We start from the raw sequence: 14,782 nt of genomic DNA, 5'->3' as shown, positions 1-14,782 counted from the left end.
GCGGCTTCCCGCGCGCGGCGGCGGCGCACGTCCGACGGCCTTTTTTTTGCCGAGTAGATTCGATATGGTGTCGTTCTGCGGCCTGCCGGCCGCTACAACCCAATTGCCTATTATGTTTTTGTCGAAATTTGCCGCTATTTTAAATGGTGGTCAGCAAACCACTGGTCGCACGCTAAAAAGATGACAAAAGTGCCCGTCACTCCCCCGCCAGCACCCGGGCAAACCGCCAACAGCGTCACGCGTCGCCTGCCCGTGCTGACCTTGCTGCTGGCGGCCGCCTATATCATCTGCGGCAAGCTCAGCCTGTTGCTGGCCATTCCGCCGGGCTACGCCTCGGCCATTTTCCCGCCCGCCGGCATTGCGCTGGCCGCGGCCTTCATTGCCGGCCGCAGCGCGATCCCCGGCATCCTGCTCGGCTCTTTCCTGCTCAACCTGTGGATCGGCTACGACAGCAGCCAGCAGCTCAGCCTGCTCGGCAGCGGCGCCGCCCTGCTGATTGCCCTGGCATCGCTGCTGCAGGCGGTGCTCGGCGGCAAGCTGCTACGCCGGGTGATTGGCTACCCGGCCGCCTTCGACAACCTGCGCGACATCCTCTGCTTCCAGCTGCTGTCCCCGGCCATCTGCCTGATCAGCGCTACGCTGTCGGTCGGCGGCCTGCTGCTGCTCGGTCTGGTGCCGGCAAGCAGCGTGCCGCTCAGCTGGTTCATGTGGTGGATCGGCGATACCCTCGGCGTGCTGGTGCTGCTGCCGCTCACCATGGTACTGGCGGGCGCCCCCCGCCCGCTATGGCGCAAACGGGCCAGCACCGTCGCCATCCCGATGCTGTTTGCCTTCTCCATGCTGGTGGTGCTGTACGTCAATGTCAGCCGCTGGGAACAGACCGAATCCATGCTCGAGTTCCAGCTGCAGTCGCAGCGCATGGCCGACACCATTCAGGCGCGGCTGGACGAACAGGAATCGCTGCTGGCGCAAACCAAGGGGCTGTTTGCCGGCGATGACGAAGTCACCGCCGACGAGTTTCGCCGCTTCTCGCAAGAAGCGCTTAAGCGCTTCCCGATGATCCAGGCCGTGGAATGGGCGCCGCGCATTGCCCTCGCCCAGCGGCCGCAGTTCGAAGCGGCGCAGCAAGCGCGCTTGCCGGGTTTCAGCGTGCGCGAGCGCGACCGGCGTGATGTACTGCAAGTGGCCGGCACGCGGGCGCTGTATTACCCGATCACCTATATCGAGCCGTTCCAGGGCAACCAGCTTGCGCTGGGCTTCGATGTCTTTTCCACCCCCGCGCGGGCCACAACGGTACAGCTGGCCATCCGCAGCGGCCGCAGCGCGGCCACGCCGCCAGTGCGCCTGATCCAGGCACCACAACATCGCTACGGCTTTCTGTTGCTGCACGCGGTCAAGACCGTGCGTGGCGATGATGGCGTCGTGTTGACCGCCATCCGCATCGATGACTTTGTGAACAAACTGCTGCCGCATGCCGAAGCGGCATTGCACCTGCGTCTGACCGACGCCGGCACCGCACAGGTGGTGTACAACACCTTTTTGCAGCCCGGCAAGCCGGCGATCTGGCAGCAAAAGCTGATTTTCGGACAGCGCGAATTCCTGTTTGAAACCACCCCCAGCCCGGCCTACCTTGCGCGGCATCGCGGCTGGCAAAGCGCCGTCGTGCTGGCCGCCGGCATCCTGGGCACCGGCCTGCTGGGCGCGTTCCTGATGCTGGGCACCGGCTACACCGCACGGGTAGAGGCGCAGGTGGAAGAAAAGATCGGCGAACTGGCAGAAAACGCGGAGAAGCTCACCGGGCTGTACGAGCTGTCGCCGCTGGGCATTGCGCTGACCGATCTGGCAGGCCGCTACCTGGACTTCAACGCGGCGTTCCAGCGGATCTGCGGCTATCCCGCGGAAGAGCTGAAAACCCTGGACTACTGGGCGCTTACGCCCAGGAAGTACGAGCCGGACGAGGCGCGGCAACTGGCGCAGCTGCTCAGCCAGGGGCGGTACGGGCCGTACGAGAAAGAGTATCAGCGCAAGGATGGTAGCCTGGTGCGCATCAGCCTGAACGGCTTGCTGCTGCATGGCAAAAATGGCGAGCAGTACATCTGGTCGATCGTGGAAGACATTACCGACCGCAAAAAAGCCGAAGAAGCGCTGCGCGATAGCGAGGAACGCTGGAAATTCGCGCTGGAAGGCGCCGGCGATGGCCTGTGGGACTGGAATATGCAGACCGGCGAGCTGTTCCTGTCGAGCCGGGAGCTCGCCATCCTGGGCTACCCGGACGAGCCGCAGTCAACTTCCATCGAGGTTTGGGCTGCGCGCCAGCATCCGCAAGATCAGGCCATCCGCCAACAGGCGATTGCCGATTACCTGGCGGGCAACGCCCCGGTCTACACCTATGAATTCCGCACCCGCACCCGCGACGGCCGCTGGAAATGGATACTGGCACGCGGCATGCTGGTCAGCCGGCTGCCGGACGGCCGCCCGCTGCGCATGATCGGCACCCATTCCGACATCGATGCGCGCAAGCGCAAGCAAGAGCAGGAGGCGATACGCAGCGCGGTGATGGAAATGCTGGCCCGCGGCGGCAAGCTCAACGACGTGCTGGACAAGATCATTGCCAGCCTGGAAGCGGAAAACCAGGACCTGACCTACGCGATTTTCAGCCACGATGGCGAGAGCGGCACGGCGCTGGCCGGCACCAGCCTACCGGCCTTGTGGTATCCGCCGCTGCCGGAGCTTGTCTTGCAGACGGCCGACAGCGCGTCGCACGCGGCGGGCATCGCGCTGCCGGCCGGACTGGAAATCTGCTGCTCGGAAGCCATCATCTCCGGCGAATCCACGGTGGAAGGCGTGCTGGTTTCCTTCCGCAAGCACACCGGCAGCCACGAACTGCCGGACCGGGAGCAACAGCACCAAGCGGCCAACCTGATCAGCATCGCCATGCAACACAAGCGCATCGAGGAGCAGCTGCTGCTCGCCAACTCGGTGTACGAGACCATCGACGAGGCCATCATGGTGGTCGACCCCGACAGCCGGATTCTTGCCGTCAACCCGGCCTTTGAAAAAATCACCGGCTTCCGCTCCGACGAGATCATCGGGCAAGACCCCAAGCTGATGCGCGCCAGCCGCCAGCCGGAGGCCTTCTACCAGGAGGTATGGCGCACCATCCTGGACACCGGCGGCTGGCATGGCGAGATGTGGTATCAACGCAAGAACGGCAGTGACTACCCGTTATTGATGAGTGTGAACACCATTCATGGCGAAGATGGCCAGGTGCTGCGCCGCATTGCGGTGTTTGCCGACATCACCGCCAAGAAAATGGCGGAAGAACAGATCAATTATCTGGCCCACCACGATTTATTGACCGGCCTGCCCAACCGCGCCCTCTATGCCGACCGGCTGACACTGGCGCTGGCCACCGCGCGACGCCACCAAACGCGTCTGGCGCTGCTGTATATCGACCTGGACAACTTCAAGCCGGTCAACGATAGCCTGGGCCATGCCGTCGGCGACAAGCTGCTGAAGCTGGTGGCCAAGCGCATGCTGGAGTGCGTCCGCGAATCCGACACCATCGCCCGCATCGGTGGCGACGAGTTCGTGGTGATGCTGCCGGCCATCCATGCCGCATCCGATGCCCAGCAGGTGGCGGAAAAAATCCGCGCCACCCTGGCCGAGACTTTCGCCGTCGATGGCCATCCGCTGGCCATTTCCTCCAGCATCGGCGGCGCCGTGTACCCGGAAGACGGCGATGACGAAAACAAGCTGATACAGAATGCCGATGCCGCCATGTATCTGGCGAAAAAGAAAGGCCGCAACCAGGTGTGCTTCTACCGGCAGGGCGCCGGCCTGCTGTAGCGAACGGGCCGCTGCCGGCCACCCCGGCACCGCGCAGCGCCCGCTGCGGCCAACCTTTCAGCCCGGCAGCAGCGGCAGCGCCTGCCCCACCTTGTCGCGGCTCATCGCCACCAGGGTCTTGAAGCGCTTCACGTTGGCATTGCCGAAGAACAGCTCCCGCGTCAGGCCGTTGTACTGCTCCATGTGCTGCACCACGAACAGCAGCACAAAATCCCACTCCCCGGCCACGTAGTAGCACTGCTGCACATGCGGGCAGGCAGCAAAGGCGCGCCGCGTGGCATCCAGCTGGTCGATCTGCTCGCTCTCCACCTCCACCATGGCAATGATGGTCAGGCCATAGCCCAGCGCATCCGGCGACACCACCGCGGTGTAGCGCTCGATCACCCCTTCTTCACTCAGCCGCTTGAGGCGGCGGTTCACCGCTGCGGTGGACAGATTCACCGTATCGCCCAGTTCGTTCTGCGGCGTGCGCGCATCCTGCTGCAGCGCCGCCAGCAGTTTCAGATCGTAGCCATCCAGCGGAGAAGTCATCGTCAGTCCTCGTTTGCAGTAGCCGCCGTTATATCGCAAAGAATTTGCGTTTATACCTGGTTGATAGAGAAAAAATCACGGCCAGCAAGAAATATTATTTCTCCGGCGCCGCACACCGGGCGTCACGACTGGAGACGAGACATGACGCTGACCCCACTGCTGCCACTGCCACCCGATAGCGATACCCTGCGGCGCCAGATCCGGGCACAGGGCGACATCGGCCGCGACGACACGCTGGACGGCCGGCGCATGACCTCCGGCGCCGGCCACGATGCGCAGATGATCGCCCGCATCGCCCCCGCCGCGATGATTTTTGTTTCCTGCCACGGCGGCATCAGCCACACCCCGCGCGAACACACCGACGACAGCCAGCTGCGGCAAGGTGCGCAGGTGTTGCTGGACGCCGTCGCCAGCCGCCTGCCGGCCTGATTGTGTTGCCCTCACCCACCACCGTCATTCGGAGCCACCGCCCCATGCTGATCCACAACCCGCAAGCCAGCCATGCACACTACCCTGCCGCGCTGCGCCGCATCCTCAATATCCACCGCGGCGACGAAAGCCGCCGCTGGCTGGCGCCATGGCCGCTGCTCAGCCGCCGGGCCACACCGCTGTGGTCGCTGCCAGAACTGGCCAGCCGGCTGGGCGTGGCGCAGCTGGCGGTCAAGGATGAATCGCAGCGTTCCGCACTGGGCAGCTTCAAGGCGCTGGGGGCGCCGGCGGCGCTGATCCGCCTGCTGGCACGACAGAACCCGGCGCTGGACCCGGCGCGGCTATTGCGCGGCGACTACCGCGGCCAACTGGGCGCGCTGACCGTGATCAGCGCCACCGACGGCAACCACGGCCGGGCGTTGGCCGCGGCGGCACAGACCGTGGGCTGCGCCTGCGTGATCGTGCTGCACGCCCAGGTCAGCCAGGAGCGCGAGGACGCCATCGCCGCCTACGGCGCGCGCATCGTACGTATCAGCGGCAACTACGATGAATCGGTCGCCGAGGCCGCCCGACTGGCGGCCGCACACGGCTGGCAGGTGGTGTCCGACACCTCCTACGCTGGCTACGAGGAGATTCCGCGCGATGTGATGCAGGGTTACGGCGGCATCGCCGCCGAGATCATCGAGCAGCTGGCGCAGGCCGCACCGTTCAGCCACGTGCTGCTGCAAGGCGGCGTCGGCGGCCTGGCGGCCGGGCTGGCCAGCTATCTGTGGGAGCATTACGGCAGTCAGCGCCCGCGCTTCATCGTGGTGGAGCCGGTGCAGGCCGACTGCCTGTTCCAGAGCGCCCTGCAGGGCCAGCCCGCGCGGGCCAGCGGCACGGTGGATTCGGTCATGGCCGGGCTGGCCTGCGGCGAAACCTCGCCGCTGGCGTGGCAGGTACTGCAACTGGCCATCGATGATTTCATCACCATCCAGGACAGCGACGCGGTGCGCGCCATGCAAACGTTGGCCGCAGGGGCGCGGCGCGATGTGCCCATCGTGGCCGGCGAATCCGGCGCCGCCGGTCTGGCCGGGCTGCAGCGGCTGGTGGACGATCCCGCCATGGCGGCAGCGGTGGGCCTCGATCGCCAGTCGCGGGTGCTACTCATCAACACCGAAGGCGCCACCGCCCCTGCGCTGTACGAGCAGCTGGTGCAGGAATCGGCCGACAGCGTGAGCCGGCGCCAGGCGCGCTGGTTGCTGGCCAACGGTTACTAAGGAGACATCAGCATGCAAGCCCAGCAACGACACGCCCAGCTGGTGGCCTGGCGCCACCACCTGCACCGCCACCCGGAAACCGGCTTCGAAGAAGTGAACACCGCCGCCTTTGCCGCCAAGCTGCTGCGCGACATGGGGCTGGAGGTGCATACCGGCATCGGCGGCACCGGCATCGTCGCCAACCTGCGGGTCGGCGATGGCCCGGCGGTGATCGGCCTGCGCGCCGATATGGATGCGCTGCAGATTCAGGAAAACATGCCCGAACGCCGGCATGCCTCCTGCACCCCGGGCAAGATGCACGCCTGCGGCCACGACGGCCACATGGCCATGCTGCTGGGCGCGGCCCAGCTGCTGAGTGAGCGCCGCGATTTCAACGGCACGGTGCGCTTCATCTTCCAGCCGGCCGAGGAGCACGGCCGCGGCGCCAAGGCGATGATGGCCGATGGCCTGTTCCAGCGCTTTCCGGTGGATGCCATCTTCGGTGTGCACAATATGCCGGGCATGCCGGCCGGCAGCTTTGCCACCCGCGGCGGCGGCATCATGGCCAGCGAGGACAACTTCAGTATCCGCATCCGTGGCCGCGGCACCCATGCCGCCCGGCCGCACATGGGCATCGACCCGCTGGTGATCGGCGCCGAAATCGTGCTGGCGCTGCAGACGGTGGTGGCGCGCAACGTGGACCCCGGCCAGCCGGCGGTGGTGTCCTGCACCGAGTTCGTCACCGACGGCCTGCGCAATGTGCTGCCGTCCGAAGTCATCATCCGCGGCGACACCCGCAGCTACAGTCCGGCGATCCAGGCGCTGCTGGCCAGCCGCATGCGTACCCTGGCGGAAGGCATCTGCCATGCCCACGGCGCCAGCTGCGAGTTCAGCTATACCCACGAGTTCGCCCCCACGGTGAACTCGCCGCAATACGTGGCGCTGGCCGCGGCCGCCGCGGCGTGCGTCAGCGATACGGTGGACGACGACGTGGCGCCGATGATGATTTCCGAGGATTTCGGCGCCTTCCTGCAGCAGGTGCCGGGCAATTTCATCTTCATCGGCAACGGTGCCGACGGCGAGCCGGGCGCCACCCCGCTGCACAATGCCGGCTACGATTTCAACGATGCCATCCTGCCCATTGGCGCCGGCTACTTTGCCGCGCTGGCGCGGCTGGCGCTGGCGGACAGCAGCCAGCGCCGTTAACCCCGGTCACGCCAGCCGCCGCCGGCGGCATGGCTGCGCCCTGCGGCCAACCTCCGGCCCAAAAAAAATCGCCCGCCAGAATCACTGGCGGGCGATGCATGTTTCATGCCATTCAGTTCAGTGCGACCAATTGCCCATTCTTGAAGGTGTAAACGCTGATCGGTGAGTTTTTCAGATCATGCTTGTCGTCAAACTCATACATGCCAGCAACGCCTTGATGCTTCATCGCGGTCAGCACCGGCTTGTATTTCTTGGGATCAGTCGAGTTGGCCTTCTGCATGGCCTTGGCAAGCAGAATCATGCCGTCATACATGGACGCCGCATAGGTCAACGGTTCGGTATTGAAACGCTGCTTGTATGCCGCCTTGAAGCTCTTGCCCGCGCTGCTCTGATCCAGCACCGGCCCGCCTTGCGGACAGAACACTTTCTCATCCACCGATTTGCCGCCCAGCTTGAACATTTCTTCGTTGCAAATGCCATCGCCACCCAGCAAGTAGCCGTTGATACCCAATTGCGCCATCTGCTTGCGCAGCGGGCCGCCTTGGGCGTGGTAGCCGGCATAGAAAATGCCATCGACTTTCATGCCCTTGATCCGGGTAAGAATCGCGGTGAAATCGGTGGCTTTGTCGTTGGTATATTCCCGGGTGGCAATTTGCACACCGCTGCTCTTGGCCGATTTTTCAAATTCGTCGGCAAGGCCCTGGCCATAGGCAGTACGGTCATCAATCACTGCGAATTTCTTGGCCTTGATGTTCTTGGCCGCAAATACCGCCATGCGCGAGCCGGACTGGCTGTCGGTATTGCCGATGCGGAACACGTACGGATAGCCGCCCTGCGTTACCTTGGGGTTGGATGCCACGGTCGCCATCACGATGCCGGCATCGTTCAGCAGCTTGGAAATCGGAATGGCGACGCCGGAGTTATACGGGCCGAGGACGGCATTGACGCTGGCATCGACAAAGCGCTGCGCCACCAGCATGCCGGTACGCGGGTCGGCCGAATCATCTTCGGACACCAGCTCGAACTTGGTTTTTTTGCCGCCGATCACCAGGCCCTGCGAGTTGACATAGTCCAGTGCCATCCGGGCACCGTTTTCATCATCCTTGCCGGTTGCCGCCTGCGGGCCGGTCAGCGGGCCGGTCAGGCCGATTTTCACTACCTGGTCACCGGCAGCCAATGCGCTACCGGAAGCCATGGCGCCGAAGGCGAGCGCAATACAGCTGACAAGCATTTTCGTGGAAGTGGACATCTAGTTTCTCCTGTTTTGAATTTTTTGGTGGTGGTTTTGTGTGCGCAAAATTCAATGAACTTAATTATTTCTGCAATTCCATGTTGGAATTCACCAGCAACTTTGCAGGAGCCTTCCACCAAATATGCAATTGCTATATTGGTGGCGACGTAATTATTATGTTTCATAATGAAGAATTGCCCCCCGCCCACTTGACTATGGACGACAGGAACATGAGCCAGTCCGACACCGCCATGTAGCGGCCGCCAGGCACCACTCCAAGCCAATCCCAGCCTGCAGCAATGCCAGCCACCAGCACCTGCTGCGATGCCTTCTTCCTTGATCGGGCCGATGGACAAACATGGAAGCATGGCGTGCGCGAGGTGCCAGCGGAAACTGGCAGGTGAATTGCCGACAACCCTGGATATTGCGCGTTAATCTGCTGGATGATGGGCCATCAATGTTTTGGCATAACCATAACGTTTGGCCGTGGCGGAGGGAAGTTCGCCAAAAAAGACACGATAATCGTGGGCAAAGGCGCCCAGATGCAAAAAACCCCAGCGGATTGCCGCGTCAGTAACAGAAAGCCCGGACATCAAATCATGCCGAACATGATTGAGCCTTACCGCCCGCAGGTATTTAGCTGGATTGGTGCCGATGGCATTTTCAAATGCATATTGAATGGTACGGCGGCTCAAATTTAGCTCAATACAAAGCTCAGAAATCGAAAGAACACATGAATCCGGATTTTGCAGCAATTGCTGGACCCGCTTGACCAGATCCCAACCCTTGTTTGGTTTTGGCAAACGCTCAGAGGTCAAATCAGGAAAGTCAGCAACTGCCTCCATTATTCCATAGAGGACATTTCTCTCCAGCAGTGATAGACGCTCTTTGTGCTGCTCAGGGAAAAGCACCTCGCCGGCCTGAATTGATCCTAGCGCCTGTCGCAATAACTGTCTTATGTTCTCTGCCGCATCTGCTGTTAACAAGACAACCGGCGATAGCAACTTTGCATGCAGCGCCTGCCCGAGCTGTTGCGTCAAATCCGAGCTTAGCGAAGGAATATCGAATTCAACATTGGCGACAATGTGGCGCTCGGGTGACAAAAACTCGAATTCGGAATAGCAGGAAAAAACATGTAGGGCATCTCTTGTGCTTTGCTCGCCGCACATTCTGGAATGCCCTTCCAGCTCCAATGGGATACCGATCGCCAGCCTATTTTTCGGTACTGTGCCACGTTGCAAGATTTTCTTATTCAAGTCTTCGACAAGAAAACTCATCCCGCCTGCCGCGGACATGGCAGAAGACCCACGGAAGATGCCATCAGATATCTGCGTATATGACAGCCCCCACCCTGAAAATGAGCGTGCCTGATCCTCCACATTGCTGCTCACGCAGAACGATGCACTCACCGATGCTTGCAAGACATTTGAATTTTGCATGGCTTTAAAATTGAACAGCAGTTAAATTCAATGGCATATTGGCGATCTTGCAACACACACTTTGCAACGCTGCAAAGCACTGCGTCACCAAATTAGTCAGCTGCATTCCGCGCAGCGCCCCGGCAATCCGGCATGCCCAAAAACAGCAGACATCGCCTGCGTCACGCTCAAGACATACCGTCTAGCCTAAGTTGCGGGCAAATCAGCAAGGAGCGACCGCCCAGGGCAAGGCATGGCGGCATGCCTGCCATGCTGCACCGAGTTACTTCATAACAGTGATCTACTGCTGTAGCTAGCAATAACAGTGCCCAGTACCAAAACAATTTTTTGTCATTAGTATTACGCAACAGAGTGGTAACAACCCTACCGGGCCGAGGGAGATTATTGCCTGCTGCGCCTCCCGTAGTGTGAATTCACAGGCGATAAACCTTTGGCGGATAAAAACCGAGCAGCATTAAAAAAAACGCCACCTCAAATCATTGAGGCGGCGTTTTCTCAGGCTTAACGCGGCTAAGTATTAAATGGCAGAAAAGCCGTTATCGACAAACAGGTGCGTGCCATTCACAAAACTGGATTCATCAGATGCCAAAAACAGTGCCGCACTGGCAACTTCGTGTGGTTCGCATAGCCGCCCCTGTTGCTGAATAATGGCAGCTTCACTGACATCCACCCCCATCGCCTGCAAATCTTCCAGTTCCTTTATGCCATGCGGCGTGCGGATAAAGCCGGGGGCAATGGCATTACAGCGGATACCCTGGTCGCGATACTCCACCGCAATGGCCCGGGCAAACATGTGGCAGGCACCTTTGGTAGCATCGTAGAGCACCTCGCCCGGCGTTGCGCAGACGGCAGAAATAGAAGAGGTGCACACAATGCTGCCTTTGCCTTTTCGGAGCATCTGCGGCAGCACGGCTTGCGTCATCAGGAACATGCTTTTGACGTTTACCCCCATCAGCCAGTCCCACTCGCTTTCCTGAATCTCCAGAAAAGGTTTTACGATCAGCGTGCCGGCATGGTTGAACAGAATATCGGCATCGCCGTGGCGGGCCCATATTTCTGCGACCGCGGCATTGACTTCTGCTTGCTGGGCCACATCCGCGTAATGCGCCGATGCCGCCCCGCCTTGATCGCGAATTTCTGCCGCTACCGCTCTGGCCAGCTCGATATTGCGATCGACGATGGCCACTGTCGCCCCCTCGCGGGCGAAGCGCTCTGCAGCTGCTGCGCCGCATCCGCTGGCACCGCCACTGATGATCGCCGTTTTACCGGCAAGGCGTCCTGATGTGTTTGGCATCACGTTTTCCTGCCTGCTTAGCGAGTGGGTTGCGAAGACAATTCGGCGCGTTCAAATACGGCCAAATGCAGCTGTTTGTTGCGGTTTACCAGGTAGTACAGCACACCTGGAATGACCAGGGCGGGCAACCAGGAGATATCGGTACCGATAATCTGGTCAATCGGGCCCTTGTAGAAAGACAGCTCCATGAACGGAATCTGTGCCACCACTGCAACTGCATAGATGGCAAGGGTATTCCAGTTCACCTTGCCGTAAATGCTGTTGACATCATACATGGCCGGTACGCTGTAGCGACCTTTGCGGATCAGGTAATAATCCACCAGGTTGATAGCACTCCATGGCACCAGCACATATACCTGCCCGATCAGGATGTCGCTGAAGTAGGCGTTGAAGTTGTACTGCGCGGCAATGGCGATCAAGGTCACAATAATGGCGACAATGGCCATGATGATGAACTTGGTCCACATGCCGATCTTGGTTGCGCCCTTGAAGCCGGTAAAGATGGTGGTGGTCGACATATACGAGCTGTACAGATTCATCACGTTCCATTCCAGCACGCCGATGATGATCACGTAGTACGCCAGCTGTTTATGCTCCGGAAACAGGTTGGCAATGGCGCTACCCGGATCCGTGGTGACATCCATCGCCGCGGCAGCCATGATGGCCCCCAGCAGCATGACAACGGTGGAACCGACCACAATGCCCAGATAGCTGTACCAGAAGGTCGACTGGGTAGAGATATTGGATGGCAGATAACGCGAGTAATCCGCCACGTAAGGACCGGCCCCCAGGGTCCAGGAGGCGGCCTGGGTGACCACCAGACAGAAGGTGGCAAACTTGAAGGTGCTGCCCGACACCATCCACACACCGGCCGGCAGGCCTTTTTGCAGCACGAGATAAGCAGCCATCACAAAAATGACGCCGGAAATGGCGCTCATGTAGGCACCGATCTTGTGGATCAGCTCATAGCCGATGAAGCCGACGATCAGGGTGAGCACGCCAAACAGGATAATCGCGTCGTTATCCGATACCGGCACCACCGCCTTGATGGAATCCCGCATCACCACACCGTTGGCCGCAGTAAACAGGATGTATGCCAGCACCACGATGGCCAACGGCACACCGGCACCGATCACGCCAAACTGCGCCCGGCTTTGAATCATCTGCGGAATGCCCAGATGCGGACCCTGCGCGGAGTGGGCCGCCATGAAAATGGAGCCGATCAGGTTGCCCAGGATCAGGCCGATGAATGTCCAGCCAAGGTTCAGCCCCGCCACTACGCCCAGCGCACCGATCACCATGGTGGTCACTTGCATATTGGCACTACACCAGATGGTAAACAGCCGTTTGGCTGAACCGTAACGTTCATTCTCTGGAATGAACTCGACACATCTGTTCTCGATTTCCATATTTCCCCCCACCCGGATGTGTAATGAGTATTTCCGTAAGACCATGCTCGGCCTGAAGCGGAGTCAACGGTCTGTGAGGCAAAAAATAAGTGATGCCGACAGCAGCCACTATCAGATATTGGCAAGGGTAGAAAACATAGTAGGGTCGAGCGGCGCCCCTACTGACCTGCGCCGCTCCGCAGCAGCAGTGAGAAGACCTTCACGGAAGGAGAACGGTGGGCATGGAAAATGGCGCAGAGTCACCGGCAGAGCAAAACAGCCCGGCATTTGTTGTCGACTTTAATCATCTCTCTACAGCTTCAATACACCGGAACAGATGTTCTGGCCTATTAAAGTCGTAAACAGTCACCCTTGCCCCGCCTAGCTCTCAGCACCATGGATACGACTTGTATTCTGGCTAAAGTCGTAAACAAGCCAGCCTTACAAGCCAAGTTCGCCCGCTAAGCGTCAATTAAAGTCGAAACCACAAGGCACGGCCCTGCCCTACCGACAGAAAGGCATCAGCTTGATCTGATGGATGCTTTGCATGATGCCTACGATCTATCACTCATGCCGCTTGATTGGCGGCAGGTTGGCCTTAGCGGCCAGTTTTTCCATTGGAACAAATGGCTGCTTTCCACCTGGAAGTAGCCTTATCTTACGGCCCACGGTGACCAGGACTGGCATGGCCGCAGCGCCACTTACAGTGACCACATGAAAAACCCCTGCCCGGACTGACAACAGGGGTCTCGCCACCTTGCGATGGCCACGGCCGGCACTCACTTGATCTGCATATTGTCTTTGACCGACCTCACGCCACTGACGCCACGGGCCAGTTGCACCGCCCGGTTGGCATCTGCACTTGAGCGAACAAAGCCGCTCAGCTGCACGCGCCCCATATAGGTTTCGACATTGATTTCGGTCACTTTCAGCACCGGGTCGTTGAAGATCGCGGTTTTGACGCGCCCGGTAATCACGCTGTCGTCCATATACTGGCCGGTGCTTTGATGCTCGCGGGTCGCGGAACAGCCCGCCGCCGACAGCAGCGAGGCGACCACGAAAAATGCGGACAGGTACTTGTTGAATGCTTTCATGATGGATGCTCCACAATGGTTGCGTGTGCCGGCGGCGTGTTGCTGGCCAGCCGACCACTACCGCTGTCCAGCGCGCATCAGCATCGCGGGAGGGCAGCGGTTTGCTGCAGGGTGCTACGCAGCAGGGCCGGCAACGTTGCCGCACCCCGCCGCCACCGGCATCAAGGCATCAAATCGACGCCCTTGCTGCTTTCCTCGAAATGGCGGACCTGCTCTTCGGCCTCTTGCTTGGAAATACCGTACATTTCCTGCAGTTTGCCGGCGAGCATGGTGCGCTTGCCGGCAATCATCTCCAGGTGATCATCGGTTAGATCCCCCCATTGTTCGCGCACCTTGCCTTGGTACTGCTTCCAGTTACCTTCGATAATGTCCCAGTTCATGACTTGCTCCTTTTGACGCCGGATGCGGCTGACAAGATGGTCAAGTTGGCATCCGCTCCCCCGCTAGCGGCAGCGCGTACCACGTTAGGGTTGGCCACCGCCGTACCGGACAGTGTCACCATGCTGCAGCTACGGTGCGGCACTGTCGGTACGCTGCGCCACATTGCTGCAAAACAGTGACCGCAGGCGGTACGTGCAGCAACGTGCCGTAACGGGCTGGTGGCCCGCCAGGCGCAGCCCCCTGTGCTGATGCAGTGACAGGGCATAAATCGGCGCCGGCTTATCTATACTGCCGTGCATGAGGGTTGCCACTATCTGGAGCCGGCCATGTCTACGACCATCACGCCCCAGCAAAACCACCTGCTGGGCGCCTTACCGCCAGAGGTCCTCGACCGGCTGCGGCCTTATTTCGAGCTGATCGAGCTGCCGCTGGGCAAGGTGCTGTACGAATCCGGCGACGCCTTGCGCCACGTGTTCTTCCCCACCCATGCCATCGTGTCGCTGCTGTACGTGATGGAAAGCGGCTCCTCGGCAGAAATCTCGGTGGTCGGCAACGAGGGCATGGTCGGCATCGCGGTGTTCATGGGTGGAGAAAGCACCCCCAGCCGCGCCATCGTGCAAAGCGCCGGCTACGCCTTCCGCCTGGCCGGCAGCCACTTCAAGAACGAGGTCAACCGCCACGCCGAGCTGCTGCAGCTGATGT

Annotated in this window: 12 protein-coding genes; 5 read left to right on the top strand and 7 right to left on the bottom strand. The window is 60.6% G+C overall.

All coding sequences use genetic code 11. The features are described 5' to 3' along the window. The first annotated feature begins 252 nt into the window (after window positions 1-252). Complete coding sequence (locus tag ABNW52_RS00060; RefSeq protein WP_349582296.1) at window positions 253-3,849, top strand: sensor domain-containing diguanylate cyclase; 3,597 nt, start codon at window positions 253-255, stop codon at window positions 3,847-3,849. Window positions 3,850-3,906: 57 nt separating this feature from the next. On the opposite strand, the gene ABNW52_RS00055 is transcribed toward ABNW52_RS00060, so the two are convergent. Further along, entirely contained in the window at window positions 3,907-4,380 is a 474-nt protein-coding gene (locus ABNW52_RS00055; RefSeq protein WP_349582293.1) for an Lrp/AsnC family transcriptional regulator, read from the bottom strand. A gap of 141 nt (window positions 4,381-4,521) precedes the next feature. Between ABNW52_RS00055 and ABNW52_RS00050 the strand changes: the two genes are divergently transcribed. From ABNW52_RS00050 to ABNW52_RS00040, 3 genes are read left to right on the top strand one after another with little or no spacing between them, the layout of a single operon-like run. Beyond that, window positions 4,522-4,809, top strand: a complete 288-nt coding sequence (locus ABNW52_RS00050) for a M20/M25/M40 family metallo-hydrolase (protein WP_349582290.1) — start codon at window positions 4,522-4,524, stop codon at window positions 4,807-4,809. A 44-nt stretch (window positions 4,810-4,853) separates the two neighbouring features. Continuing rightward, window positions 4,854-6,068 carry a diaminopropionate ammonia-lyase gene (locus ABNW52_RS00045; protein WP_349582288.1) on the top strand — a complete coding sequence of 405 codons (1,215 nt, stop codon included), beginning with the start codon at window positions 4,854-4,856 and terminating at the stop codon, window positions 6,066-6,068. 12 nt (window positions 6,069-6,080) lie between these two features. Then, the gene (locus ABNW52_RS00040; RefSeq protein WP_349582285.1) at window positions 6,081-7,253 is read left to right on the top strand and encodes a M20 aminoacylase family protein; all 1,173 of its coding nucleotides are present in this window, start codon (window positions 6,081-6,083) and stop codon (window positions 7,251-7,253) included. Between the two features lie 112 nt (window positions 7,254-7,365). Here the strand turns inward: ABNW52_RS00040 and ABNW52_RS00035 are convergent, their stop codons facing one another. From ABNW52_RS00035 to ABNW52_RS00010, 6 genes are all read right to left on the bottom strand, one after another. Continuing rightward, window positions 7,366-8,502, bottom strand: a complete 1,137-nt coding sequence (locus ABNW52_RS00035) for a branched-chain amino acid ABC transporter substrate-binding protein (RefSeq protein ID WP_349582282.1) — start codon at window positions 8,500-8,502, stop codon at window positions 7,366-7,368. Window positions 8,503-8,915: 413 nt separating this feature from the next. Next, entirely contained in the window at window positions 8,916-9,923 is a 1,008-nt protein-coding gene (locus ABNW52_RS00030) for a helix-turn-helix domain-containing protein (protein WP_349582279.1), read from the bottom strand. Between the two features lie 517 nt (window positions 9,924-10,440). Then, the gene (locus ABNW52_RS00025) at window positions 10,441-11,217 is read right to left on the bottom strand and encodes an SDR family NAD(P)-dependent oxidoreductase (RefSeq protein WP_349582277.1); all 777 of its coding nucleotides are present in this window, start codon (window positions 11,215-11,217) and stop codon (window positions 10,441-10,443) included. A 17-nt stretch (window positions 11,218-11,234) separates the two neighbouring features. Then, on the bottom strand, window positions 11,235-12,626 hold the full coding sequence (locus tag ABNW52_RS00020) for a purine-cytosine permease family protein (protein ID WP_349582274.1): 1,392 nt from the start codon (window positions 12,624-12,626) through the stop codon (window positions 11,235-11,237). A 758-nt stretch (window positions 12,627-13,384) separates the two neighbouring features. Then, window positions 13,385-13,699 carry a BON domain-containing protein gene (locus ABNW52_RS00015; RefSeq protein ID WP_349582271.1) on the bottom strand — a complete coding sequence of 105 codons (315 nt, stop codon included), beginning with the start codon at window positions 13,697-13,699 and terminating at the stop codon, window positions 13,385-13,387. A 161-nt stretch (window positions 13,700-13,860) separates the two neighbouring features. After that, window positions 13,861-14,079, bottom strand: a complete 219-nt coding sequence (locus ABNW52_RS00010) for a CsbD family protein (protein ID WP_349582269.1) — start codon at window positions 14,077-14,079, stop codon at window positions 13,861-13,863. A gap of 327 nt (window positions 14,080-14,406) precedes the next feature. Here ABNW52_RS00010 and ABNW52_RS00005 point away from each other — a divergent pair. Then, window positions 14,407-14,782: Crp/Fnr family transcriptional regulator (locus tag ABNW52_RS00005; protein WP_349582268.1), on the top strand; the 376-nt coding region annotated here is incomplete at its 3' end.

Source organism: Vogesella oryzagri (genome assembly GCF_040148885.1).
GTDB lineage: Bacteria > Pseudomonadota > Gammaproteobacteria > Burkholderiales > Chromobacteriaceae > Vogesella > Vogesella oryzagri.
This window is presented reverse-complemented; position numbering and strand designations above follow the sequence as displayed.